Origin of the sequence: Trinickia sp. EG282A, from assembly GCF_040965455.1 — a bacterium.
GTDB classification, from domain to species: domain Bacteria; phylum Pseudomonadota; class Gammaproteobacteria; order Burkholderiales; family Burkholderiaceae; genus Trinickia; species Trinickia symbiotica.
In genome coordinates this window covers 19,481-42,368 of record NZ_JBFRCC010000004.1, presented here as the reverse complement: position 1 = coordinate 42,368, position 22,888 = coordinate 19,481, and the positions used below count along the sequence as shown (strand labels likewise).

Genomic DNA, 22,888 nt, shown 5'->3' with positions numbered 1-22,888 from the left:
CTTGGGGCGGCCCGGCGGGAGGCTGAGATGACGAGACAATCCCCTCCCTCGCATCGTTCTCTGCCTCGTCCCGTTCGCATGGCGAGTGTCGCCGCCGCGTTCGCGCTCTTTGCGCTCTATCTGGCGTGGCACGCGGCGAGCGATGCCGATGGGGCGCCCGCCGACGAAATAGCGCTCTCCGCCGCGCTCGCGCAAGGCGGATCGAACTCCGCGACGAGCCCTGATGCGTCGCCCACGTCGGGCCCGACGGCTGGCCTGGCGCAATGGAGCCAGGCGAGCGACGTCGACAATCCGGACCTCGTCAAGCGCGGCGCTTACCTCGCGCGTGCCGGCGATTGCATCGCATGTCACACGGCCGACAAGAGCCGTCCCTTCGCGGGCGGCCTGCCGATCGCGACGCCGTTCGGCACCCTCTACACGCCGAACATTACGCCCGACCCCGACACGGGCATCGGCCGCTGGACCGATGCGGACTTCGTCCGTGCGATGCACGAAGGAATCGGCAAGAGCGGCGAGCGACTCTATCCGGCATTTCCTTACACCGAATACACGCGCATCACCGAGCGCGACGTGCTCGCGATCCGCGCATATTTGAACACGCTCGTGCCCATCCACTACACGCCGCCGCGCAACGATCTGAATTTCCCTTTCAATCAACGTTGGCTGATGTTTTTCTGGAACCTGTTCAATTTCCACGACGGCCGCTTCGTGCCCGATCCGAAGCAAAGCCCTCAATGGAATCGCGGTGCTTACCTGGTTGAAGGGCTCACGCACTGCGAGGAATGCCATACGCCGCGCAACTTCATGCAGGGACTGAAGACGAGCGATCGCTTTTCCGGCGCGCAGCAGGCCGGATGGCGCGCCTTCAACATCACGCCCGACAAGGCCGGCGGCATCGGCAACTGGAGCGACGACGATCTCGTCCGCTACCTCTCGACGGGGGTCGCGCCCGGCCGCGCCAATGCGGCGGGACCGATGGCCGACGTCGTGACCAACAGCACGCAATATCTGACGAGCGACGATCTGCGCGCCATCGGTGTCTATCTGCGCTCGGTGCCGCCCGTTTCGGGGGGGGCGACGCGCTCGCGCGATCAATGGGGCAAGCCGGCCGACGACGTGACCGCGCTGCGCGGCACGGCCGTAAAGGGCGTCAACGGTGCGCAGCTGTTCGTTGCCAACTGCGCGTCCTGTCACGACTGGTCGGGGCAGGGCGTTGGCGGCAACGTGCCGCTTGCCTATCCGTCGCTGATTCATAACAGCGCGACCGGCGCCGGCAACGCCGACAATTTGACGATGGTCATTCTGCATGGCGTGGCGCGGCGCACCAAGGACGCCGATGTGATGATGCCGGGGTTCGGCGACGAGCTGAACGACGAGCAGATCGCCGCCATCGCGAACTACGTGACGCAGCACTTCGGCAACCCGCGGGCGGCCATGACGGCCGCCGACGTTGCCAAGCTGCGCGCGAGGCAGCAGTGATGCGAAATCAGCGCGAGGGGGAAAAGCCAGGACCGCCTGCGGGCACAGGGCTATGATCGCGATATGGAAACGAGCCCCGAACACTTCCCCATCGTTTGCCGGCACGCTGCCAACACCGTTGGCCGCGATTTCATCGTTGGCGATCTGCACGGCTGCGTCGACGCCCTGCGCTACCTGCTGCGCGAAATCGAGTTCGACGGCACGCGTGACCGGCTCTTTTCCGTAGGCGACCTCATCGATCGCGGCAGCCAATCGGAGGAGGCGCTGACGCTGCTCGACAAGCCGTGGTTCCATGCCGTGCTCGGCAACCATGAAGAAGCGCTTTGCCTAGTGGCCGAGGGCAGCATGCGCCGCAACTGGTGGTACAGCATTGGCGGAGAGTGGGCCGATTCACTCTCGGACGAAGCGTTGCTGCACTACGCGCAGCGCTTGCGGACGTTGCCGCTCGCGCGCGTCGTGGGCAGCGGTGCCGAACGTTTCAACATCGTGCACGCCGAATTCTTCGGCAGCGACGCGGATCTCGATGCCGGCGTTTTCACGGAACGCGTGCGGCAGCAAATGCTATGGGGGCGCGAGCTCGCGTTCGGCAATGGCGACCCGGCTCGGCAGGAGGGGCTCTCGGTGACGTACTGCGGCCATACGCCGATGCGCGAGATGGGGCGCATCGGCTCGCAGATATTCGTCGATACCGGTGCGTTCGCGCTGACCGGCAAGCTTACGATCACCGAGGCGCTGACGTCACGCGCATGGTCCGTCTCGCTCGAAACCGCCCTTGCCGAAGGCGCGGCGCAAATGGCGCTGCCCTGATGGCCGCGCAGCGCTAACCGACCTGCTTCAGTTCGAAGACGCTGTCGATCGCGCTGCCGTTCCAGTTGTATTCGAGGTACGCCGCATGGCGGCAGTCGCGCAGGATAGTCGTTTTCAACGCTGCGAGGCATTCGCCGTGCGTATCGCGCACGGATGGATAGACGATGCCCGCCACAGCCGCCGCACGCACGGCACGCCCGAGCGTCTGGCCCGCGCTGTAGTCGGTGGGAGACAGAATGGCCGAATCGATCGTCTCGTCGCCGCGCAAATCGGCGACCTCGCCTTGCGCCGTCACCGTATAGAGCCGCATTTGCTGGCGTATCGGCGGCTCGTTCGTGGCCGCCAGGAACTTCGCCGAGTGAAAGCGCGTTTCGGCGATGGCCGTGCGCGCCTCGCGTGCGCAGTAGAACACGCCGTAGCTGCCGTCCGAGAATCGGCTGCCGAGCGGGTTCAGATGCGTAAAGGCGGCCATGATCGGCCCGGTGCCGGGACCGAAGCGGCGTTCCTCGCGCGGCACGAGATCGAGATCGCCGATCTCCGTGCGGAGTCGATCGTTCGTCAACGATTCGAGCGCATAGAGCGCGTCAAAATCCTCGGGCGAGGCTACGCGATCGAAAAGATTCACCGCGGGAAAGCGCGTGGGAATGACGCGATACGCGGGTGACCAGTCGATGAACGTGAGACGCCAGGGAGCCGTCACGCCCACCCGCCCCGCATCGCGTCGAGATATTGCCGCACGGCGACGAGATCGCTGACATTGCCGGCGAGCATCCGATCGAGTGCGCGGGCGCCGCCGAACGGCGGAGCGCTGTTCGGGCGCTTGACCCAGGCATCGGCTGCGGCATGTTCCGGCAGCAGTATCTGCAGCGCCTTGTAAATGCCGAGCAGCAGCGACAGGCGCTCGAGCGTATCGCGCGTGAGGCGCGCCGATTCAGGGGCGGCCTTCCACTTGAAGAACGTCGAACGGCCGGGCGAGCCGAGCAGGACGAGCTGCTCGTCGATGGAAAGATCCCAGTCGCGGGCGATATTGAAGAACGCACGCAACCCGGCCGCCGACATTTCGGCGACCGAAGCCGTCGCGCCCGAAGGCTTGACGGCGCGCGCGGTGGACGGAAAGCGATGGACGGCGGCGGCAGGCATCTGGTTCATCCAGAAACGGTCTATACGCCGATATTAGTCCATTTCTGGATTTTTACAACCGAGCTGTGGCGGGCCCGCGACGGCTGATGAGCCTGCGGCGCGGCGTTGCCCCCGGTCCGGCAGGCACTGGCAGACGATCAAGCCGGCGACCATGAGCGCGCACCCGTAGATGGCACGCAACGACAGCGTTTCGTCGAGTACGAGCCACCCTGCCAGTGCCGCGAACACGCCTTCCATGCTGAAAATGACGGCCGCATGAGCCGGCGCGGCGTCACGTTGCGTGACGACCTGGATCGTGTAGCCGACGCCGACCGAAAACGCGCCGCTGTAGAGGATCGTCGGCAGCGCGTCGACGATCGCCGATCCGCGAATCGGCTCAATCAGCAGCGCCACGAAGACGCAAATGAAGCCGCACGTCGCGAACTGGACGAAGGAGAGGGCGAGTACATCGATCGAGCGCGCGTAGCGGCCGACGAGCAAAACCTGCAGCGAAACGATGACGGCGCATCCGAGCTGATAGAAGTCGCCGCTTTGGACGACGAACGATTCGTTGACGCTCAGCAGATACATGCCGACGACGGCGAGCAGCGCACCGAGCCATGTGGCCGCCCGGGTCCGGTGTCCGAGGGCGACGCCGAGGATCGGGACGACGATGACATAGAGCGAGCTGATGAATCCGGCGTTCGCAACTTTGGTGTATTGCAGGCCGACCTGTTGCAGCCCGATAGCGATGGACAGCACGACGCCGATCAGCGCGCCGGGCCATGCGCGCGCAGGGGCGTGGACGAGCGCGGCAAGCTCGCCGCGCGAGGCACGCGCCGAGGGCCGCAGACACAACGCGAGGACGACCGCCGAGCCGAGCAGGAAGCGCAGGCCTGTAAACAGAAACGGACCGATCACGTCGAGGCTCAGCCGCTGGGCGACGAACGCCGAGCCCCAGATCATGGCGGCAAACAGCATCAGCAGATTCGCGCGTGCAGGGTTGTTTTGCTTGTTCCTTTCGTGCTTGGACACAGTGATGTGCGTTGAGGATCGATCCGCACCGGCACCAGATCGAGTTTCCGATTGCCATGAGGCTCCGAACTGTGGGGGCCCGTGATCGGCGCGAACGGGCCCTCACAGCCGAGAATGCCGCATCTCGAGGGGCAATGTCGTAGTTGTCCAGCCGTAATGTTGTCCACCGGCGACATGGCCGCTCGTCGGCGGCGACCGCTGATCCTTCTAGGCGAATCGCACGCAGTAAATCGGCGGCAAATGCGCCGAGGCCTGCCGCCAGCTTTCGCCTCCGTCCTCGGACGTCCAGAGGCCGCCGGTCGTCGAGCCCATGGCGAGCCGCTTGCCCGTCGAATCGATGGCGAGCCCGTGCCGATAGACGAGATCGTAGGCCGGCATGTCCGGCAGTCCCGCCGAAAACGACTCGAAGGTGCGCCCGCCGTCGCATGTGCGCGTCACGACGAAGCGGGCATCGACGGGCACGCGACACGCGTCCTTGACGGCCGGGACGAACCAGGCCGTATCGGAATCACGCGGATGGGCGGCGACGGCAAAGCCGAAGCTCGACGGCTTCGCTTCGACGCGCGCCCATTGCGCGCCGCCGTCGATCGATCGAAAAATCGCGCAATGATGTTGCACCCACAGCACGTCCGGGTTGGCCGGACACTGCACGACGCGATGCGGGTCCTGAATGTTCGGATCGTGTCGCCGCTCGGGCGGCATATAGTCGGCCTCCATCCCGTCGGCGGTCGGCCGCCAGCTTGCGCCGCCGTCGTTCGTCTGCCAGATGCCGCCGGACGAAATGCCGATCGTCACATGCCGGCTGTCGCGCGGATCGACGAGGATCGAATGAATGCCCGGATGATCGTAGCCGCCGCCCATCCATTCGCTGCGCTCAGGACGGTCCCACAACGGGCGGTTCAGCGTCCAACTATCGCCGCCGTCGTCCGATCGGAAGAGGCCCCCGGGGATCGTGCCGGCCCAGAGCACACCGGGCTCTTCTGGGCCGCCGGGCTCGAGCGTCCAGATTTGCTCGAGCGTCCAGGACGGCCCGTCCGCGGCGCCTCGGTTGTCCGCGGACGACTGGGATTGAGACTGTGACAGAGCGTCGCCTCGGGCGTCGGCGGATTGCTCTTCCACGAGCGCAACCGCCTCGCGTTCCGGCTGGGGCGGATAGACGGGCACGGCGCATTCTTCCCATTCGCTCGCGCCGGCGCGCCGACGATGCAACTTCACGCCGAAGTGCCCGAGGTTCAGCGCGGCGTAGAGCGTGCCGTCGCGCGGGTCCAGCAGCGCCATGGTGACGGGCTCGCCGAGGAAATGCGGCGTACCCGGGCCGATACCGAACGCCCCGTCGTTCCATGCGAATTCGAACAAGCCCTTGCGGGTACCGACGATCAGCCGATCGCTCATTTTCGATGTCTCCTCGGGTAGCTGTCATCTGCCATTGGCCAGCGGTGTTCGTGCGGCCGCTACCCGCCGGACAGCGCCTGCACGACATAAATCCGGCTCGTTTCGCCGACTTCATCGGAAAGACGCCGTCTGTCGCGCACCGGCCGGCCGTCGACGAAGACAGCGAGGTGGCGGCGTAGCGCGCCTTGATCGTCGAGAATGTAGCCGCGCAGTCGCGGCTCGCCGGCGAACGCGGCCGCGAGCGCTTCATCGACGGATTTCGCGGCGATCTCGCATTCGGGAACGATGATGTGCCGTTGAATCGACGGGGCGAAAAAGAGGTGCGCCATGACTGAGATGCGATGCTCGGGACGAGGCTTAAGTGTAGCCCGTGCATGCGCGCGCCGAAACGCCCTTACCCGCGCTCGATCGATGCCGCGAGAATGCGCAGCGCGGCGGCGGCGCGCGGGTCGCGCATGCGCGAATGCATGACGATCTGCGATTTCGGAAGCGTCGGCAGCGCGGGCAGGCCATTCTTGCCGGCCACTTCCACGAGGCCTGGCGGCGCCACGCGCTTCGCCAATGCGGAGACGGCGAGGCCGGCCGCCAGCGCCGCGCCGACAGCCGCGATCCCGCCACCCACGAACGTCTCCTGCCAAGCGATGTTGGCGCGTTCGAGCGCGCGAATCGCCACGCCGCGTACGCCGCACGGCGGGGCGATCATGGCAAGCGGGAGCGGTTCGCCGGGTTCGGGACGCCAGCCTGGGGCCGCGAGCCAGACGAGCGGCTCAGCGAAAAGCGGCTCGGCATCCGTTCGTGCCGCCCAGGCAGGCGCTTCGTCGGCTTCGTAGCGGACGATGACCGCATCGAGCCGCCGCTCGTCGTATTGCGCGAGGAGCGGAAACGACGAGCCGAGATGCACCTCGAGGATCAACCGCGAATCGTGCCGGTGCAGGTTCTCGACGATCCGTACGAGCTGCGAGCCGACGACGTGCTCACTGATCCCGATCTTCAGCGTGCGCCGCTCGGCCGTCAGCGACGCGAGGGCGCGCTGATGCGCGTCGAGCAGGTCGCGCGCCGAAGCGAGGAATGCGTGCCCGGCCGCCGAGAGCCGCACCGAGCGCGGCGTGCGCTCGAAGAGCAGTTTCCCGATATGCGCCTCGAGGCGCTTTACCTTCAGGCTGACGGCCGATTGAGTCGTGCCGAGCGCGTCGGCGGCGCGCGTGAAGCTGCACAAATCGGCAACATGGATGAACGCGCGCACCGCGTCGAGATCGAGGACCTCAGTCATTTGCGATGTGAATTAATGAAATATCCATGGATGAGTTTTCATTATGGCATGCGGAGGGTAATCTGCGAGCTCGGAAATCGTTCAAATGGAGGCTGCCATGCCGCTCGCTCGCATCTCCCTCGCCGCGGGAAAGTCCGCCGAATACCGCCAAGCATTGACCGAAGGCATCCAGCATGCGCTCGTGGAGACATTCAACGTTCCACCCGACGACCAGTTCATGCTGCTGACGGAGCACCAACCGGGAACGCTCGTCTATAACCGCAGCTACTTCGGCATTGAACGCAGCGACGACTTTGTCGTCATCCAGCTGACGGTGAGCAATACGCGCTCGCTCACCCAAAAGCAGGCGCTATATAAGGGCATCGTCGAACGGCTCGCCGAGCGTCCCGGCCTGCGCAAGGAGGATGTTTTCATCAATCTCGTCGAAGTCCTGCCCGAAAATTGGTCGTTCGGTCTTGGCGACGCGCAGTACGTAAAAAAGTAAGCGATACGCCTGAGGTTTCGTGGGCGGCGCGATGATTGCCTGAACCCCGCGCCGGGCCGCACCGTGCGCGAGATCGCGATGAGTGTGTAATATTGACGGCATGCCCAAGCCCACGAACACCAGCGGACCGCCACGGCACGCCGTGGAGATTGTGCTCGCAGTCGAGCCAAAGGCTGCTGGACAATGGTTTCGCGAATGGGCCGAGAACATTCGCGACGCCGAAGGCGAGGACGCAGCGCGGTCGATCAGCCGCGCTATCGTCGATGTGCTGGAGCATTTGCCCAGCATCGAGACGGCGGCGGCCGACGAGCGCGAAGCGCGCGCGCAGTGCGAGTCGTTGCCGTCGCATCCCATGGCTTTTCGCTGGCAGACATCCGACAGCAGGCCGGTCGCAATCCAATTCGTCAATGCGCTTTCGATCGAGTCCGCGGAAGAGCCGGCGGCTGCACGCTCCGACGCCGGCCAACCGCCAGACGCATCGTTGTTCTGCGAACTGCGCCTGTCTTGCGATGTCGACGACGACGATGCATCCGCTATCGATGCCGGAGCCGATTCCGTCTCCGATGAGCGCAGCGATTCGGCTCGACTGTCCGCAACGCGAGCGGTCTTCGCGGCTGCCCGAATGCTGCTCGATCATCTCCCCGCGTTCCCCGAATCGACGGAGGCGGCAGCCGCCAGCGCCTGCAAAACAAAGTCCCGCGAACCCGTGCGCGCCTCGCGCATCGATCTTGCCGGTGCCCGCACGCCGCATGAAGCTTTGATCGCGATAGCCACGAATATCGCCCGTCAATGGTTCGGCAACGAACGCGGCGTCCGCGAAAGCAGTGAGATCGAGTTCGTGCATCAAATGCGCGTTTCGTTGCGGCGCGCAAAGACGCTCATCAAGACGTTTCCGAGTTGGGTCGACGATGCATGGCGAACGAACGTCGAACCAGGCTTGCAGTGGATCGGCGCGATGCTCGGCGAAGCTCGCGACCTCGATATGCTCGTCGATTCGACACTGCCGGCGCTCGCCGCCGCCGATGCCGATCCGTCGGCATGGTCGGGCGTCATTGCCGCGGCCGATGCGCGCCGCCTCGAAGCGCGAGCCCGTCTGCAGCAGGCGATGCGCTCGCGCCGGTATGCGCAACTTTCGCTCGCATGGCTCGAGTGGCTGGCCAATCAGCATTTTTCGTCAGGCCCGCCGAAACATGCCGGGCGCGCGCTGCGCGAATATGCCGCGAAACGCGCGCGCCGCCATTACAAGCGATTGACGGCGGAGCCGCCGCTGACCTCGCTCGATGCCGCGGGACGGCACCGCCGGCGCATCGAGGCGAAGCGCTTGCGCTATACGCTCGAGTTCTTCGAGCCGCTCGTCGCGCCTCGCAGGCGCCGCAAAATAGCGAAGCAGGTGAGCCGGATCCAATCCGTGCTCGGCGACGCGAACGACGCTGCTGCCGCGCTTCGGTTTCTCGAGGAAGAACGTCTCGATGTAACCGAATACCAGCGTGGCTTTGCGCGCGGCTGGTGCGAGGCTGCCACGCGTGCGGCGGCGCACGAGGCCGACGGTCTGCTAGCTAAGCTTCCGAAGCCGAAGATCGCGCGTGAAGTGGCAGCGTGAAGGATAATGGCGCGACTTGCGCCACGTTTCGCATTGCACATGAGCGTCCCTCCACTATCGTCGACTCCAGCCGCTTCGACTGACCCCGATCACGCCTCGGACGAGAAGCCGCTCGGCCTCGCCGGGTCGCTCTGGTTACGCGCGGACGGCGAAACGTTGGCCGGCGCCGCGCGAATCGCGCTGCTCGCGGCGATCGGCGAGACGGGGTCCATCACCGCCGCGGCAAAGGCCGTCGGCCTCAGCTACAAGGCGGCGTGGGAAGCCGTCGACGCGATGAACAACCTTGCCGGCGTCGCGCTCGTCGTCCGCTCGACCGGCGGCAAGGGCGGCGGCGGCACGACGCTCACGCCGCGCGCCGAGCGCCTCATCGAAACCTATCGCGCGCTCGAGCACGAGCATCGCAAGTTCATCGAGCGGGCAAGTGCGGCGATCGACGATTTCGCGGGCGACTGGGCAATGATCGGGAGAATCGGCATGAAGACGAGTGCACGCAATCAGCTTTATGGGACGGTCGAATCGATCACACGGGGAGCGGTCAACGATGAAGTCGTGCTGAAGTTGCCGGGCGGACAGCAGGTCGTCGCGGTCGTGACGCACGAGAGCGTCGAAGGGCTCGGGCTCGCCGTCGGCAAGCCGGCGTTTTCGCTCGTGAAGGCTTCTTGGATCATGCTGGCCGTCGATGATTCGAAGGGCGCAACGCCGTTGCGCATTTCCGCGCGCAACCGGCTACCCGGGTCGGTCAAGCACGTGACTCAGGGGGCGGTCAACTCCGAAGTCTCGCTGGAACTCGATAGCGCTACCACGGCCGGCACGGCGTCGCCCGCCGTAATGACTGCCATCATCACGAATGAGAGCGTCTCGGCATTAGGCCTGAGCGAAGGTACGCCGGCTATCGCGGTTTTCAAAGCGTCGAGCGTGATCCTCGGTACCACGGACTGAGCAGCGCATCGTTTCTCAGACCAGGTCGATCCCGAGCGCGGCGCTATGCGGGGCTGAGCTGACGGGCGCACGGTGCGACGGTTCGACTCCGGCTTTCCAGCGAGCGCGAATGTAGGGGCGCTCGTGGCCGGAAAGATGAAGTGCGACGTGCGTGATCCAACGTTGCGTCGGCACCCGGACGTCGTGCAACGCCACCGCCAGCATCAGCAGGCTCACCGCCACGGGCACGGCCGAGAGCTTGCCCGGGTGAGCGTCCCAAGCCCACCAGACGAAGAGCACGGCGGCGAGCGCGCCGATGATGCAGCCGGCGATGGCTTCCGACGGCGAATGCGCCTCGAGCACCACGCGGGAGAGCCCGACCGCGACGCCGGCGCCCATGCCAAGCGCGACGCCGAGCACGCGGATCCGTGTCCGCGCCGGCAGCAGCGTCAGAAAAAATCCGACAGGGTAAACAGCGGTCGAGAGCATGGCGTGGCCGCTCACTCCCGTGAAGTCCCATTCGCGGACGCCGACCCCCCAGCCGAGAAAGGCAATCTTCGTCAGCGCGACGATGCAGGATGCCCCGGCAACGATGGCGAGCCATCCCGCCGCGAGGCGCCACGTGTAGCCGAGCGCGAGCCACAGTGCAATGGTCAGTGCAAGAGGCAGCGTGAGACCCGGGCCGCCGAGGCGCGTGATCGTATACCAGAGGTGAAGCGGAAGGTCGTGCATGTCAGTACGCGCGAGGGGGACTTCCCGAGAGGGACTCCCCAACGGGATCCCCTCAGGGGCGCCGTTCGGGGCGGGCCGTGCGCGAGGGCGCTCGGCTTGATGATACGTAAGAACGCGCAAGCCCCCGGACCGGACGACAGGAAAAACGTGCGCGAACGCACAGTATAGCGACTGCACTGCGATCGGGGCTGTGGATAAGAAATCGGGGAAACGAGAATTTACGGATTAAACGGGTGCGCAACGGATTGACATGCCTCGAACATCGACGAAGGGGTAGTATTGTGCACTGCGTCATGGAAGGAAGTTCGCTCAATGACAAAAAGTCTGACGAAAATCTGGCTACACGGCTTCAAGCGGTTAATGACGGGCCTGCCCAAGGTGCAGGCGGACTACCTGCGGGATGTCACGAAAAAGCAGCGGAAGGCGCGCGCCGATAGCGTACGCTCGGCGAAGCGACGGCAGGCGCGCGAAGCGCCGGAATCTCGCGTTCGTCCGCGCGCGGCGGCATGGGCAAAGGGAACATGGACGCGGTCTTATCACTCCGCGCCACCGATGCCGGGCCGCCTCGTCAATCATCTGTCGTATGGCCTCTACGTGCCGCCCACGCGCTCGACGTTGCAGATGCCGCTCGTGGTGATGCTGCACGGATGCAAGCAGACCATCGACGAATTCGCGGCGGGCACGCGGATGAACCTGGTGGCCGATGCGCAAGGATTCGCCGTCGTCTATCCGGAGCAGTCGAAGCACGCGCACGCGCACCGATGCTGGCACTGGTATGACGACCGGGATTCCGCGGGACGCGGGGAAGCGCGCGCTATCGTCTCGCTCGTTGACGAACTCGTCGAGGTGTATGGATTCGACCCGGAGCGCGTCTGCGTCGCGGGTCTTTCGGCCGGCGCGGGACTCGCTTCACTGCTGGCGATCCACTACCCGGAGCGCTTCGCGGCAGTTGGGCTTCACTCGGCACCGGCCTTCGGCGAGGCCCATTCCGGCATGACGGCAATGGACGTCATGCGGCGCGGCGCGCGACACGACCCGGTCGCGCTCGTCGATGCGGCCATCGACGCCGCATCGTACCCGGGCATGCCGGCGGTCATCGTGCAAGGTGACCAGGATGCGGTGGTGGCGTCGCAAAACGCCGAACAGCTCGCGATCGAGTTTCTGCGCGCGAACGGGCTCGTGGACGCCAGCGGTGCGCCGGTCTCGGGCACCATTCGCGAAACGCGGGAGGCGGGGACGATGATTCGCGACTACTCGGCGGGCGGCCGCCGCGTCGTGCGGCTCGTGCGCGTTGCCGACCTCGGCCATGCGTGGGCTGGCGGCGATGATGCGATTCCGTTCCACTCGCGCAAAGGGCCCGATGCGAGCGCGCTGATGTGGGAGTTTTTCCGCTATCAACGCAGACGCAATCGTGTCGTCAGCGCCGCGGTCAAGCGAGCGGCGGCGTCCGGCCGCTGAGCCCCGGGTCGGCGGCCAAGGTGTACGAGTGATGCGTTAACGCGACAGTTTTGACGCATTGCGACAAAGGACTGGCAGGCGATCAGGGTTTTCCCTATAATACGGGTAAATACCTAGGGGTCAACCCTGTCGAGAGGTCCACCATGTTCCTGCTTAGCCGCCTGTTCCTGTTCCTGACGAAATCCGCCGACGAGCGCAAGAAAGAGCGCGACGATGCCTATCTGGCGGAAGCCACCGATCTTTACGATCTCGAGTACCGCATGCGCAAGCTCGACCGCGACGCGGCGACGCCTTCCGCGGCGTGGCTCGGCCAGTACTGAGCAAAGCCAGCTCTGACGAGCCGGCCCGGCCTTATTGCCTGGCCGGCTTTTCAGCGTCCTGCGTGCCGAAGCAACCGCGGTAGGTCGCGTAGAACGAGCAGTAGAGCATCGTCGTCAGCGTGATCGTCGCCGGAAAAAGCACGGCGAATGCATAGTCGTGCGCGTCAAGCGCGTCCATAAGAAACGAAAGCCCGATCGATACGACGATTGCCGTCGCGAACCATAGCGCGGCGTACACGATGAACGCACCGCGGTTGCGCCAGCAGCTGACGAGGCTGAAGAACATTGCCTTGGCGGGCGGCACACCGTGCCACGCGGCGAGAATGGGCGCGAACCAGAAAAGCATCGCCACCGGCACGTAGCAGGCCAGGGCCACGAGCCCGGCGAGCGGCACCGATTTCGTCTTTGCCAGCGTTTCCGGAGACACGCCGGAGACGCCGAGCATCAATTTGAACAAGATCCCCCCATCGGCGAGCGCCGAGCCCGCGAACACGAGCGCGATCGCCGCGACATAGAGGCCGCCGAGCTCGACCAGCCTTCGCGCGGCGAGCCCTCCATACGAACGGAATCCGTCCACCAGTATGGTCGGGAAGACCGGCTTGCCGGCCACCGTGTCGCGACAGGCCGCCATGAACCCGACCGCCACACCCGGAATGAACGCGAGCGGCAGGACGCCGCCTACCATCGGCACGAGCGAGACGATCCACATCGCGAAGAGGTAGGTGAAGAAAATCGTCAGGAACGCCAGCGGGTTGCGGCGAAAGAGCCATATGCCCTGCCGATACCAGACGTAGCCGGTCTTTGCGGGAACTTCGATCAGTTGCATAGCGGGGAAGCGTCGGCGTGCATCACGCGTTCGCGCAGAATGCGCTCGAAATGAGTGGGGTCGTGCGGCTGCAGCATCGCGGCCGCGCGCGGCAGGTAGTAATCGTAAAGGCGCGAGACCCAGAAACGGTACGCGCCCGCACGCAGCATGTCGCGCCAATGCCGGTTTTCTTCCGGCGTGAAGGGGCGCACGGTCTGATACGCGCGCAGCAGCGCCGTGAGCCGGGCGCCATCGAAACGGCCCGTCGCAAGATCGACGCACCAATCGTTGGCCGTCACCGCCACGTCGAAGAGCCACTTGTCGCAGCCCGCGAAATAGAAGTCGAAGAATCCGCCGAGCCGCACCTGGTGATTCGTGCCCGTCGCCGCCGGCGCGAAAAGGACGTTGTCGCGGAAAAGATCGCAATGGCAGGGGCCGCCCGGAAGCGCTGCGTAATCGGCCGATTCGAAGAATGCCTCCTGATGAGCGAGCTCGCCGACAATAAGCTCGCGCTGCGCTCCGTCGACGAACGGCACGATCCGCGGCACCGTTTCTTTCCACCAGGCGAGGCTGCGCAGATTCGGCTGATGCGACTTGAAATCGCGCCCCGCCAGATGCAGGCGCGCGAGCATCTGACCCACTTCCCCGCAATGCTCGGGGCCGGGCGCCAGTTCGGCCTTCCCATCGAGCTTCGTCACGATGGTGGCGGGCTTGCCGTGGAGGATGCCGAAGAGGGCGCCGTCGTCGCGCGGCACAGGATCCGGAACCGGCACACTGTGCGACGCCAGGTGGCGCATCAGATCGAGGTAGAACGGCAGCTGCTCGGCCGTCAGCTTTTCGAAGATCGTGAGGACGAAGGCGCCACGCGTCGTCGTGAGGAAGTAGTTGCTGTTTTCGATGCCCGAGCTGATGCCGCGAAAATCGACGACCTCGCCGAGGTCGTAGTGGCGCATCCATTGCGCGAGGTCGGTTTCGTTGACGACAGTGAATACGGCCATGCGGAGAGCTTCGAAATCGGATTGACGAACGGCAAGGGAGTGCGCTTGGCGCGCCTTGCAACGCACCCGCCGGCAAAAGCCGGCGTTCGGCGGCGCGACAATGAACGTTGGTGAGGCTGACAGAGCGCCACGGCGGGCCGGCCGCTCATGCGTGACGGCCCGGTGACGGGTCCCTTCCTAAAATCAGTAATGCAAGTTGATCGACGGCAGGCGCGTAATTGGCTGACCGCTGTCGTGAGGTTTCGGGGAAGTATCGGGCGACGCGCTCATCTGATAGCGCGTCCCGAAATTTGAGCGAACGTCGATCTCGACGGGCTTGCCTTTGTCGCGGTACTCGGTGATCTCGGTGCCGTTGCCGCTCCTCTCGTAGAAGCTCGGCGTGCGCGGCACGTTGATATCGACTTTCGACGAGACTTCCGCCGCCGGGCGATTGATGGCGTCGAGATCGGGTAGACCCGCGGCTTCGTTGGCGGCGCGCGATGCCGCGTGCGCCTGGGCGGTGTCGGCCGGTTGGGCGGCGGACACACTGCACACGGCAAGCATCGCCGAAACGGCAACGGCGGCGGGGAGATACGGCTTCATAGTGGTTCTCCAAGGGAACCCTTAGATTCTAGCAAATGCGTCCCCCAAAACGGCTTCGCTTGCACACGCACCGGGACACATTTTTTTGAGCGCCGTGGCGCACGTCCCCACGCCTCGATGGCCGAACGGCCAGCGAGGCGGGGCGCGCACCGTTTAGCCACATACTTCGTGGTAATGTCGTTGCATTCGACGAGGCGAAATCCAAACATGAAAAACGATCTGACTCACCATGCGCGGGCAGTGCACCCGAGCGACTTTCCGACCGAAGCCTTCACCGACGCGGCCGATGCCGTCGCGCGGCTCTCCGCGATCTATGAGGCCAATACCGCGTTCCTGCGCGACGCATTCGCGCGCTACCGCCGCAACGAAGCCTTCGCCGAGCATATACGCGCATGCTACCCATTCGTGCGGGTTCAGACTGAAGTCAATACACGCGTCGATTCGCGCCGCTCCTACGGCTTCGTTGCAGGTCCTGGCGTTTATGAAACGACGGTGACGCGCCCCGATCTCTTTGGCAACTACTACCGCGAACAATTGCGGCTTCTTGCGAAGAATCACAGCGTCTCGATCGAAGTCGGCGTATCGCAGCAGCCGATCCCCATTCACTTCGCGTTCGCCGAAGGCATTCACCTCGAAGGCGACCTCGGGCGTGATCGGCTGATGGCGATGCGCGACGTTTTCGATACGCCCGATCTGGCGCAGCTCGACGATCGCATCGTCAACGGCACGTACGAGCCGGCGCCCGGCGAGCCGCATCCGCTCGCGCTCTTTACGGCGCCGCGCGTCGATTTTTCGCTGCATCGGCTCAAGCACTACACGGCGACGTCGCCCACGCATTTTCAGAATTACGTGCTTTATACGAACTATCAGTTTTATATCGACGAATTCACGAAACTCGGGCACGCGCTGATGTCGCCTACCGACGACGAGGAGCTGCGTGCCTACCGATGCCAGTACACGTCGTTCGTCGAGCCTGGCGACCTCGTCACCTACAACGCGAACCTCGGCGAGCAGCCGGACGAAGGCACGGCGCCGGCGCGGCTGCCGCAAATGCCCGCCTATCACCTGAAGCGGGCCGACGGCAGCGGCATCACGATGATCAACATCGGCGTCGGTCCCTCGAACGCGAAGACGATCACCGATCACATCGCCGTATTGCGTCCGCACGCGTGGATCATGCTCGGGCATTGCGCCGGCCTCAGAAACACGCAGCGGCTCGGCGATTACGTGCTGGCACACGGCTACGTGCGCGAGGATCATGTGCTCGACGCCGACCTTCCGCTCTGGGTGCCGATTCCGGCGCTTGCCGAGGTACAGGTCGCGCTCGAGCGGGCCGTCGCGCAGGTGACGCAGCTCGAGGGTGCCGAGCTGAAGCGCGTGATGCGCACGGGGACGGTCGCGAGCGTCGACGATCGGAACTGGGAGCTGCGCGACTATCGAGAGCCGGTGCGGCGGCTTTCGCAGAGCCGCGCGATTGCGCTCGATATGGAAAGCGCGACGATTGCCGCGAACGGCTTCAGATTCCGAGTGCCGTACGGTACGCTGCTTTGCGTATCGGATAAGCCGTTGCACGGAGAGGTGAAGCTGCCCGGCATGGCGGACCAGTTCTATCGCGCTCAGGTCGATCAGCACCTGCAGATCGGGGTGAAGGCCATGGAGCTCTTGCGGATGAACGGGCTCGACCGTCTACACAGCCGCAAGTTGCGCAGTTTTGCCGAGGTGGCGTTCCAGTAGGGAGACGTTGCTGGCGGTCGCGTTCGCGGCGTATCTACGTGTTGAAACATCGTGCTCGACCGTATATACTCGTTTATACGAAAGGGGATTGCGCCATGGCAAAATCGGCCACGCTCAGGATTCAGCAGTGGGGGAACAGCTTGGCTGTTCGCATCCCCGCGGCCGTTGCACGGTCTGCTCACTTCGAGGTGGGGCAGGAGGTCGAAGTGACGACCGACGAGGTGGGCGTGACGGTGAAGCCGGTGGGCCCTCGCAAACTCACACTCGCGGAGAAGCTGGCACAGTTCGACCCCGCGAAACACGGGGGCGAAGCAATGGCGACTGGCGCAGTCGGCGCGGAGGTGGTCTGATGACGGGCGGTGCATGGGTGCCGGACCGACGCGACATTATTTGGATCGATTGCAATCCTCAGATTGGCCGCGAGATGCGAGATTTCCACCCGATGCTGGTCCTCTCGCCGAAACCGTTCAACGAAAAAACCGGAATCGTGATCGGTCTCCCGATGACTACAGCGGCGTTCAACGACACGAACCCGTTTGCAATCAAGTTTCACGGGCCGAAGAACGTTACCAGTTACGTGCTTGGACACCAGCCGAAGTCGTTCGACTGGCGCGCGCGCGGTGCCAAGGCGCATCCGTGGAAGCGTGCGCCCGATGAAGTCTTCACAGCGGCATGCGAGCAGCTGAATCAGATCATCGCGATTAGTGAGTAGGCCGACCTCCTCAATGCTTGAGGCAGTTGTCGGCGTCCTATCCCTTAAAGGATCCATTTATATGATCCGTGCTCAGGATGTTGTTCCAATTAGCGATGTCCGTTCACGACTGACAGAACTGGCCGAGGACGTAGTTGCGGGCGCCGAAAAAATTCTGACGAGAAACGGCGCAGCCGACGTCGCCCTAGTCGACGTCCGTCAGCTCGACTATTACCACGCGCTCGAGGCGGAGCATGGTCGATTGGTCATGCTCGGCGATGCGGAGAGCGGGTTGACGGACGCGCTGAGAGGACGCGTGCAGTCCGAGGCCGAATTCCATAAGTCGCTGCGGCGTCCGCGCACCGTGAAATGACGCGGGTCGATTCCGCCAAAACGTTTGGCGAGCAATTGCAGGCGCGTGAAGAGAGTGGCGCTGACCGCCGTCCACCCCCCGTTTCGCGCCTCAGAGATAGAACATCCGATCCTCTTCCGCCTTGACTGTCTGCGGCTGCGGCTCCTCGCGATCCTCGTAAAACGAAAGCACTGCCTCGAGCACTTGGTCCGGATCGTCGATGACCTTCATCAGGTTCATGTCGCCGGGGCTGATGAGCCCCATCGGCACCATCGAATTCTGGAACCAGTCGAGTAGCCCCTTCCAGAACTCGCCGCCCACGAGAATGATCGGCACGTGGCGCGACTTCTTCGTCTGAATCAGCGTGAGGACTTCGGCAAGCTCGTCGAGCGTGCCGAAGCCGCCCGGCATCACGATGACGGCGTCCGAGTTCTTGACGAACGTGACCTTGCGCGTGAAGAAGTGGCGAAAACGCAGCGAGATGTCCTGCCACTGATTGCCCGACTGCTCGTGCGGCAACTCGATGTTGAGTCCGACGGACGGGGCCTTGCCCGCATGCGCGCCGCGGTTCGCGGCCGCCATGATGCCTGGGCCGCCGCCCGAGATGACGGCGAAGCCCGCGTCGGACAGCTTGCGCGCGATCTGCATCGTCAGCTTGTAGTACGGCGAGTTCGGCTTGAGGCGCGCCGAGCCGTAGATGCTGACGGCCGGGCGGATCTCCGAGAGGTACTCGGTCGCCTCGATGAACTCTGCCATAATCGTGAACATCTGCCACGATGCGCGGGCCTTCTTGGCCGTTGCGCGTTCTTGATCTGCGAGCGATCGCAGACTCGGAATCACTTTTCTAGTCTTGTTCATAATGCTTTTGGAACGAAACCTAAAAGGTAAGACCCTGGTGTTGGTCGATGGATCAAGCTATCTCTATCGGGCTTACCACGCGATGCCTGACTTGCGCGGTCCTGACGGCGAACCGACGGGTGCGCTCTATGGGATCGTCAACATGTTGCGGCGCATGCGCAAGGATGTCACGGCAGAGTATAGCGCGTGCGTGTTCGACGCCAAGGGCAAGACGTTTCGCGACGAGTGGTACCCCGAGTACAAGGCTCATCGTCCGCCGATGCCGGACGACCTGGCGAAACAGATCGAGCCGATCCATTTCGCGGTGCGCGCGCTCGGCTGGCCGTTGCTGATGGTGGACGGCGTCGAGGCGGACGACGTCATCGGCACGCTGGCCGCCGAGGCCGAGCGCGAGGGAATGAACGTCCTCATCTCGACGGGCGACAAGGACCTCGCTCAGCTCGTGAGCCCGCACGTCACGCTCGTCAACACGATGACGAACGAAACGCTCGATCGCGAGGCCGTGATCGCGAAGTTCGGCGTGCCGCCCGAGCGAATCATCGACTACCTTTCGCTCATCGGCGATACGGTCGACAACGTGCCCGGCGTCGCCAAGTGCGGTCCGAAGACCGCCGTCAAGTGGCTCTCGCAATACGAGACGCTCGAGGGCGTCATGGCGAACGCCGCGGAAATCAAAGGCGCCGTCGGCGAGAATCTGCGCCGCGCCCTCGATTTTTTGCCGCTCGGCAAGAAGCTCGTCACGGTCGAGCGCGCATGCGATCTGAAGGACCACGTCGCGTCGATCGAAGAGACATTGACCACGCGCCCGGAATCGCCGCTCGATCTGCGCGAGCTGTTCATGCGCTACGGCTTCCGCACATGGCTGCGCGAAGTGGAAACGCTCATCGAGCAAGTCGAAACGGCGCAGGAGGTCGCGCCCGAAGCGGCCAACGTGCTCGCGGCCGCGCCGGCTCCGACGATCGAGGCGCCGCGCCACTACGAAACCGTGCAGACGTGGGAGCAATTTGACGTCTGGCTGGCCAGAATCGACGCGGCGCCGATCACGTCGTTCGATACCGAGACGACTTCGCTCGATCCGATGGTCGCCGAGATCGTCGGCCTTTCGCTCGCCGTCGAGGCCAACTGCGCCGCGTACATTCCGGTGGCGCATCGCGGCCCGGACCATCCCGAGCAGTTGCCGCGCGATGAAGTGCTCGCGCGACTGAAGCCGTGGCTCGAGAACCCCGAGAAAAAGAAGCTGGGCCAGCACCTCAAATACGACGAGCAGGTGCTGCTCAACCACGGCATCGCATTGAACGGCGTCGAGCACGATACGCTGCTCCAATCGTACGTGCTCGAATCGCACCGTTCGCACGACATGGACAGTCTCGCGATGCGCCACCTCGGGGTCGAGACCATCAAGTACGAGGACGTCTGCGGCAAGGGCGCGGGCCAACTGTGCTTCGACGAGGTTCCCGTCGCGACCGCGGCCGAGTATGCGGCCGAGGACGCGGACGTCACGTACCAACTTCACGAGGCGCTCTATCCGCGCATCGAGTGCGAGCCGGGCCTTTTGCGAGTCTATCGCGATATCGAGATTCCGACGTCGCGCGTCTTGCGCAAGATGGAGCGCAACGGCGTGCTCATCGATAGCGAGCGATTGCGCCGGCAAAGCAACGAAATCGCCACACGCCTCATCGAACTCGAAGCCGAGGCTTACAAGCTGGCGGGCGGCGAGTTCAATCTCGGCTCGCCGAAGCAGATCGGACAGATATTCTTCGAGCGCCTGCAGCTGCCGGTCATCAAGAAGACGCCGAGCGGCGCGCCGTCGACGGACGAAGATGTTTTGCAAAAGCTTGCCGAAGATTATCCGCTGCCGAAGCTGCTGCTCGAGCATCGCGGGTTGTCGAAGCTGAAGTCGACTTATACGGACAAGCTGCCGCGCATGGTCAATCCGCGCACGGGGCGCGTTCATACCAACTACGCGCAGGCCGTCGCGGTAACGGGGCGGCTCGCCTCGAACGATCCCAATTTGCAGAACATTCCGGTGCGCACGGCCGAGGGTCGCCGCATCCGTGAAGCGTTCATCGCACCCGAGGGGCGCAAGATCGTCTCGGCCGATTACTCGCAGATCGAGCTGCGCATCATGGCGCACATCTCCGGCGACGAGTCGCTGCTGGCCTCGTTCGCGAAAGGCGAAGACATCCATCGTGCAACGGCGTCGGAAGTGTTCGGCGTGACGCCGCTCGAAGTGACGGACGATCAGCGCCGCATCGCGAAGGTCATCAATTTCGGCCTGATCTACGGGATGAGCTCGTTCGGCCTCGCGTCGAACCTCGGCATCACGCGCGATGCGGCGAAGCTCTATATCGACCGTTACTTCACCCGTTACCCCGGTGTCGCGCGGTATATGGACGACACGCGCATGAGCGCGAAGGAGAAGGGTTTCGTCGAAACGGTGTTCGGCCGCCGCCTCTGGCTGCCGGAGATCAACGGCGGGAGCGGTCCGCGCCGGCAGGCGGCCGAGCGTGCCGCGATCAACGCGCCGATGCAGGGCACGGCCGCCGATCTCATCAAGATGTCGATGATTGCCGTGCAGGACTGGCTCGAGCGCGAGAACGCGGCGAGCCTCATGATCATGCAGGTTCACGACGAGCTCGTGCTGGAAGTACCGGAAGACGAATTGCCGACCGTTCGCGAGAAGCTGCCTCAGCTCATGTGCGGCGTCGCGGAGCTCAAGGTGCCGCTCGTCGCCGAAGTCGGTGTGGGAGCGAATTGGGAAGAGGCGCACTGAAAACTGGCGGTAGCTGCCCCCCGCGCTCAGCGGTGCGCATCACATCGTGATGCCGGCAACAAGAATCAGCAACGGCAACTACGGAGAATCAGGCATGCATCGTTTCATCGTGGTAGGGGGTGGGGCAGGGGGGCTGGAACTCGCAACGCGGCTTGGCGATCGGTATGGCGGGCGCAAGCGAAAATCCGCTCAGCGCGCGCTCGTTACGCTGGTCGATCGCTATCCGACGCATATCTGGAAACCGTTGTTGCATGAAGTCGCGGCCGGGAGCATGGATCCGTTCACGCAGGAGCTCGAATACCCTGCGCAGGCGCGCTGGCACGGGTTCGAGTTTCAGCAGGGCGAGCTCATCGGCATCGACCGCGCAGCGAAGCGGATCATGCTCGCGCGCGTGATCGACGACGACGGCGCCGAAATCTTGCCGGCACGCGAGCTCGAGTACGACACGCTCGTCATTGCCATCGGCAGCACCACCGCGTTCTTCGGCGTGCCCGGCGCCGAGGAATATTCGATTGCGCTCGATACCGTCGAAGAGGCGGAGCGCTTTCGCAAGAAGCTCATCGCCGCTTGCATGCGCGCCGAGCATCAGGTGCACGTGACCGTCGAGGATGGGCTCGACACGTCGCCTGAAAGCGAGCCGCGCATCCAGATCGCGATCGTCGGCGGCGGCGCGACGGGCGTCGAGCTTTCGGCGGAGCTGCGCAATACGGCACAGGTGCTTTCCGCGTACGGGCTGCACAAGCTCGATCCGAGCCACGATATCGGCCTCGTCGTCATCGAGGCAGGGCCGCGCATTTTGCCCGCGTTGCAAGAGCGTGTCTCGAGCGCAACGGCGGAATTGCTGAGAAATCTAGGCGTCAAGCTGATGACAGGCGAGAGGGTCGCTCAGATCGCGCCCGGCTTCGTGCGTACGGCTAGCGGCAAGACGGTGCGTGCCGATCTGACTGTCTGGGCAGCCGGCATCAAGGCGCCGTCCGTGCTTTCGCGGCTCGACGGGCTGCCCGTGACGAAGCTCGGTCAGCTCGTCGTGCGGCGCACGCTGCAAACGGAAGCCGATGACGATATCTTTGCACTTGGCGATTGTGCCGCGTGCCCATGGCCCAGCCACGACGGCAACGACCGCAAGGTGCCGCCGCGCGCGCAGGCCGCGCACCAGCAGGCGAGCTTTCTGCTGCGCGCGTTCGCCAACCGGCTCGACGGCCGGCCGTTGCCGGAGTTCACTTACCGCGATTTCGGCTCGCTCGTCTCGCTCGGTCACTTCAGCGCAGTCGGCAATCTGATGGGCGGGGTGATCGGCGGCAGCATGCTCGTCGAAGGACTCTTTGCGCGTTTCATGTACATGTCGCTGTACAGGCTGCATATTGCCGCGTTGCACGGTTATCCGCGCATGATGCTCGATACCGTCGCGCACTGGCTGCGGCGCACGACGTTGCCGCGCGTCAAACTGCATTGAGGTGATGCGCCGGCGCCGGTACGTCGGT

24 protein-coding genes are annotated in these 22,888 nt (G+C 64.4%); 13 read left to right on the top strand and 11 right to left on the bottom strand.

What is annotated here, in order from left to right; genetic code table 11:
• Window positions 1–27 precede the first annotated feature (27 nt).
• On the top strand, window positions 28–1,479 hold the full coding sequence (locus tag AB4Y31_RS19585) for a cytochrome c (RefSeq protein ID WP_368675376.1): 1,452 nt from the start codon (window positions 28–30) through the stop codon (window positions 1,477–1,479).
• A gap of 63 nt (window positions 1,480–1,542) precedes the next feature.
• Complete coding sequence (locus AB4Y31_RS19580; protein ID WP_368675375.1) at window positions 1,543–2,286, top strand: metallophosphoesterase; 744 nt, start codon at window positions 1,543–1,545, stop codon at window positions 2,284–2,286.
• Window positions 2,287–2,299: 13 nt separating this feature from the next.
• Here the strand turns inward: AB4Y31_RS19580 and AB4Y31_RS19575 are convergent, their stop codons facing one another.
• The 6 genes from AB4Y31_RS19575 to AB4Y31_RS19550 all read right to left on the bottom strand — a co-directional run bounded on the left by AB4Y31_RS19575 (window position 2,300) and on the right by AB4Y31_RS19550 (window position 7,102).
• On the bottom strand, window positions 2,300–2,992 hold the full coding sequence (locus tag AB4Y31_RS19575; protein WP_368675374.1) for an RES family NAD+ phosphorylase: 693 nt from the start codon (window positions 2,990–2,992) through the stop codon (window positions 2,300–2,302).
• Window positions 2,983–3,345: an MbcA/ParS/Xre antitoxin family protein gene (locus AB4Y31_RS19570; protein ID WP_051089988.1), complete on the bottom strand. Its 363-nt coding sequence runs from the start codon at window positions 3,343–3,345 to the stop codon at window positions 2,983–2,985. The genes AB4Y31_RS19575 and AB4Y31_RS19570 overlap by 10 nt, the downstream gene beginning before the upstream one ends.
• 114 nt (window positions 3,346–3,459) lie before the next feature.
• Window positions 3,460–4,386: a DMT family transporter gene (locus AB4Y31_RS19565; RefSeq protein WP_368675916.1), complete on the bottom strand. Its 927-nt coding sequence runs from the start codon at window positions 4,384–4,386 to the stop codon at window positions 3,460–3,462.
• 261 nt (window positions 4,387–4,647) lie between these two features.
• On the bottom strand, window positions 4,648–5,832 hold the full coding sequence (locus AB4Y31_RS19560; protein WP_368675373.1) for a WD40/YVTN/BNR-like repeat-containing protein: 1,185 nt from the start codon (window positions 5,830–5,832) through the stop codon (window positions 4,648–4,650).
• A 59-nt stretch (window positions 5,833–5,891) separates the two neighbouring features.
• Complete coding sequence (locus AB4Y31_RS19555) at window positions 5,892–6,161, bottom strand: MoaD/ThiS family protein (RefSeq protein ID WP_368675372.1); 270 nt, start codon at window positions 6,159–6,161, stop codon at window positions 5,892–5,894.
• Window positions 6,162–6,226: 65 nt separating this feature from the next.
• Window positions 6,227–7,102, bottom strand: a complete 876-nt coding sequence (locus tag AB4Y31_RS19550) for a LysR family transcriptional regulator (protein ID WP_368675371.1) — start codon at window positions 7,100–7,102, stop codon at window positions 6,227–6,229.
• A gap of 97 nt (window positions 7,103–7,199) precedes the next feature.
• Between AB4Y31_RS19550 and AB4Y31_RS19545 the strand changes: the two genes are divergently transcribed.
• From AB4Y31_RS19545 to AB4Y31_RS19535, 3 genes are all read left to right on the top strand, one after another.
• The gene (locus tag AB4Y31_RS19545) at window positions 7,200–7,586 is read left to right on the top strand and encodes a tautomerase family protein (RefSeq protein ID WP_368675370.1); all 387 of its coding nucleotides are present in this window, start codon (window positions 7,200–7,202) and stop codon (window positions 7,584–7,586) included.
• A 100-nt stretch (window positions 7,587–7,686) separates the two neighbouring features.
• Window positions 7,687–9,186: a CHAD domain-containing protein gene (locus tag AB4Y31_RS19540; protein WP_368675369.1), complete on the top strand. Its 1,500-nt coding sequence runs from the start codon at window positions 7,687–7,689 to the stop codon at window positions 9,184–9,186.
• 39 nt (window positions 9,187–9,225) lie between these two features.
• Entirely contained in the window at window positions 9,226–10,125 is a 900-nt protein-coding gene (locus AB4Y31_RS19535; protein WP_368675368.1) for a TOBE domain-containing protein, read from the top strand.
• A gap of 15 nt (window positions 10,126–10,140) precedes the next feature.
• Here the strand turns inward: AB4Y31_RS19535 and AB4Y31_RS19530 are convergent, their stop codons facing one another.
• A complete protein-coding gene (locus AB4Y31_RS19530) occupies window positions 10,141–10,836 on the bottom strand; it encodes a phosphatase PAP2 family protein (RefSeq protein ID WP_368675367.1) in 696 nt (231 codons plus the stop codon).
• 312 nt (window positions 10,837–11,148) lie between these two features.
• Here AB4Y31_RS19530 and AB4Y31_RS19525 point away from each other — a divergent pair, with 312 nt between their 5' ends.
• Window positions 11,149–12,294: a PHB depolymerase family esterase gene (locus AB4Y31_RS19525; protein ID WP_368675366.1), complete on the top strand. Its 1,146-nt coding sequence runs from the start codon at window positions 11,149–11,151 to the stop codon at window positions 12,292–12,294.
• Window positions 12,295–12,437: 143 nt separating this feature from the next.
• A complete protein-coding gene (locus AB4Y31_RS19520; protein WP_018439757.1) occupies window positions 12,438–12,614 on the top strand; it encodes a DUF3563 family protein in 177 nt (58 codons plus the stop codon).
• A 31-nt stretch (window positions 12,615–12,645) separates the two neighbouring features.
• Here the strand turns inward: AB4Y31_RS19520 and AB4Y31_RS19515 are convergent, their stop codons facing one another.
• From AB4Y31_RS19515 to AB4Y31_RS19505, 3 genes are all read right to left on the bottom strand, one after another.
• Window positions 12,646–13,440 (bottom strand): BPSS1780 family membrane protein, encoded by a 795-nt coding sequence (locus tag AB4Y31_RS19515; protein WP_018439756.1) that lies wholly within the window; start codon window positions 13,438–13,440, stop codon window positions 12,646–12,648.
• The gene (locus AB4Y31_RS19510) at window positions 13,431–14,417 is read right to left on the bottom strand and encodes a homoserine kinase (protein ID WP_368675365.1); all 987 of its coding nucleotides are present in this window, start codon (window positions 14,415–14,417) and stop codon (window positions 13,431–13,433) included. The genes AB4Y31_RS19515 and AB4Y31_RS19510 overlap by 10 nt, the downstream gene beginning before the upstream one ends.
• Before the next feature lie 183 nt (window positions 14,418–14,600).
• Window positions 14,601–14,999, bottom strand: a complete 399-nt coding sequence (locus tag AB4Y31_RS19505; RefSeq protein WP_368675364.1) for a hypothetical protein — start codon at window positions 14,997–14,999, stop codon at window positions 14,601–14,603.
• Window positions 15,000–15,206: 207 nt separating this feature from the next.
• Here AB4Y31_RS19505 and AB4Y31_RS19500 point away from each other — a divergent pair, with 207 nt between their 5' ends.
• The 4 genes from AB4Y31_RS19500 (at window position 15,207) to AB4Y31_RS19485 (ending at window position 17,797) form a co-directional block, all read left to right on the top strand.
• Entirely contained in the window at window positions 15,207–16,733 is a 1,527-nt protein-coding gene (locus AB4Y31_RS19500) for an AMP nucleosidase (protein ID WP_368675363.1), read from the top strand.
• Window positions 16,734–16,828: 95 nt separating this feature from the next.
• Window positions 16,829–17,083, top strand: a complete 255-nt coding sequence (locus AB4Y31_RS19495; RefSeq protein WP_018439752.1) for an AbrB/MazE/SpoVT family DNA-binding domain-containing protein — start codon at window positions 16,829–16,831, stop codon at window positions 17,081–17,083.
• Window positions 17,083–17,445 (top strand): type II toxin-antitoxin system PemK/MazF family toxin, encoded by a 363-nt coding sequence (locus AB4Y31_RS19490; RefSeq protein WP_368675362.1) that lies wholly within the window; start codon window positions 17,083–17,085, stop codon window positions 17,443–17,445. Before AB4Y31_RS19495 ends, AB4Y31_RS19490 begins: the two co-directional genes overlap by 1 nt.
• Before the next feature lie 61 nt (window positions 17,446–17,506).
• A complete protein-coding gene (locus tag AB4Y31_RS19485; RefSeq protein ID WP_368675361.1) occupies window positions 17,507–17,797 on the top strand; it encodes a type II toxin-antitoxin system Phd/YefM family antitoxin in 291 nt (96 codons plus the stop codon).
• Between the two features lie 90 nt (window positions 17,798–17,887).
• On the opposite strand, the gene AB4Y31_RS19480 is transcribed toward AB4Y31_RS19485, so the two are convergent.
• The gene (locus AB4Y31_RS19480) at window positions 17,888–18,634 is read right to left on the bottom strand and encodes a TIGR00730 family Rossman fold protein (RefSeq protein WP_018439749.1); all 747 of its coding nucleotides are present in this window, start codon (window positions 18,632–18,634) and stop codon (window positions 17,888–17,890) included.
• 1 nt (window position 18,635) lies between these two features.
• Between AB4Y31_RS19480 and polA the strand changes: the two genes are divergently transcribed.
• Window positions 18,636–21,407: a DNA polymerase I gene (gene polA, locus AB4Y31_RS19475; RefSeq protein ID WP_368675360.1), complete on the top strand. Its 2,772-nt coding sequence runs from the start codon at window positions 18,636–18,638 to the stop codon at window positions 21,405–21,407.
• Between the two features lie 94 nt (window positions 21,408–21,501).
• On the top strand, window positions 21,502–22,860 hold the full coding sequence (locus AB4Y31_RS19470; RefSeq protein ID WP_368675359.1) for an NAD(P)/FAD-dependent oxidoreductase: 1,359 nt from the start codon (window positions 21,502–21,504) through the stop codon (window positions 22,858–22,860).
• Window positions 22,861–22,888: the final 28 nt, after the last annotated feature.

Bases quoted from the DNA above. Each gene is read 5' to 3' on its own strand.
- AB4Y31_RS19585 (WP_368675376.1), top strand. From the start codon at position 28: ATGACGAGACAATCCCCTCCCTCGCATCGTTCTCTGCCTCGTCCCGTT.
- AB4Y31_RS19580 (WP_368675375.1), top strand. From the start codon at position 1,543: ATGGAAACGAGCCCCGAACACTTCCCCATCGTTTGCCGGCACGCTGCC.
- AB4Y31_RS19570 (WP_051089988.1), bottom strand. From the start codon at position 3,345: ATGTCGGCGGCCGGGTTGCGTGCGTTCTTCAATATCGCCCGCGACTGG.
- AB4Y31_RS19565 (WP_368675916.1), bottom strand. From the start codon at position 4,386: ATGCTGTTTGCCGCCATGATCTGGGGCTCGGCGTTCGTCGCCCAGCGG.
- AB4Y31_RS19560 (WP_368675373.1), bottom strand. From the start codon at position 5,832: ATGAGCGATCGGCTGATCGTCGGTACCCGCAAGGGCTTGTTCGAATTC.
- AB4Y31_RS19555 (WP_368675372.1), bottom strand. From the start codon at position 6,161: ATGGCGCACCTCTTTTTCGCCCCGTCGATTCAACGGCACATCATCGTT.
- AB4Y31_RS19550 (WP_368675371.1), bottom strand. From the start codon at position 7,102: ATGACTGAGGTCCTCGATCTCGACGCGGTGCGCGCGTTCATCCATGTT.
- AB4Y31_RS19545 (WP_368675370.1), top strand. From the start codon at position 7,200: ATGCCGCTCGCTCGCATCTCCCTCGCCGCGGGAAAGTCCGCCGAATAC.
- AB4Y31_RS19540 (WP_368675369.1), top strand. From the start codon at position 7,687: ATGCCCAAGCCCACGAACACCAGCGGACCGCCACGGCACGCCGTGGAG.
- AB4Y31_RS19535 (WP_368675368.1), top strand. From the start codon at position 9,226: ATGAGCGTCCCTCCACTATCGTCGACTCCAGCCGCTTCGACTGACCCC.
- AB4Y31_RS19530 (WP_368675367.1), bottom strand. From the start codon at position 10,836: ATGCACGACCTTCCGCTTCACCTCTGGTATACGATCACGCGCCTCGGC.
- AB4Y31_RS19525 (WP_368675366.1), top strand. From the start codon at position 11,149: ATGACAAAAAGTCTGACGAAAATCTGGCTACACGGCTTCAAGCGGTTA.
- AB4Y31_RS19520 (WP_018439757.1), top strand. From the start codon at position 12,438: ATGTTCCTGCTTAGCCGCCTGTTCCTGTTCCTGACGAAATCCGCCGAC.
- AB4Y31_RS19515 (WP_018439756.1), bottom strand. From the start codon at position 13,440: ATGCAACTGATCGAAGTTCCCGCAAAGACCGGCTACGTCTGGTATCGG.
- AB4Y31_RS19510 (WP_368675365.1), bottom strand. From the start codon at position 14,417: ATGGCCGTATTCACTGTCGTCAACGAAACCGACCTCGCGCAATGGATG.
- AB4Y31_RS19505 (WP_368675364.1), bottom strand. From the start codon at position 14,999: ATGAAGCCGTATCTCCCCGCCGCCGTTGCCGTTTCGGCGATGCTTGCC.
- AB4Y31_RS19500 (WP_368675363.1), top strand. From the start codon at position 15,207: ATGAAAAACGATCTGACTCACCATGCGCGGGCAGTGCACCCGAGCGAC.
- AB4Y31_RS19495 (WP_018439752.1), top strand. From the start codon at position 16,829: ATGGCAAAATCGGCCACGCTCAGGATTCAGCAGTGGGGGAACAGCTTG.
- AB4Y31_RS19490 (WP_368675362.1), top strand. From the start codon at position 17,083: ATGACGGGCGGTGCATGGGTGCCGGACCGACGCGACATTATTTGGATC.
- AB4Y31_RS19485 (WP_368675361.1), top strand. From the start codon at position 17,507: ATGATCCGTGCTCAGGATGTTGTTCCAATTAGCGATGTCCGTTCACGA.
- AB4Y31_RS19480 (WP_018439749.1), bottom strand. From the start codon at position 18,634: ATGAACAAGACTAGAAAAGTGATTCCGAGTCTGCGATCGCTCGCAGAT.
- polA (WP_368675360.1), top strand. From the start codon at position 18,636: ATGCTTTTGGAACGAAACCTAAAAGGTAAGACCCTGGTGTTGGTCGAT.
- AB4Y31_RS19470 (WP_368675359.1), top strand. From the start codon at position 21,502: ATGCATCGTTTCATCGTGGTAGGGGGTGGGGCAGGGGGGCTGGAACTC.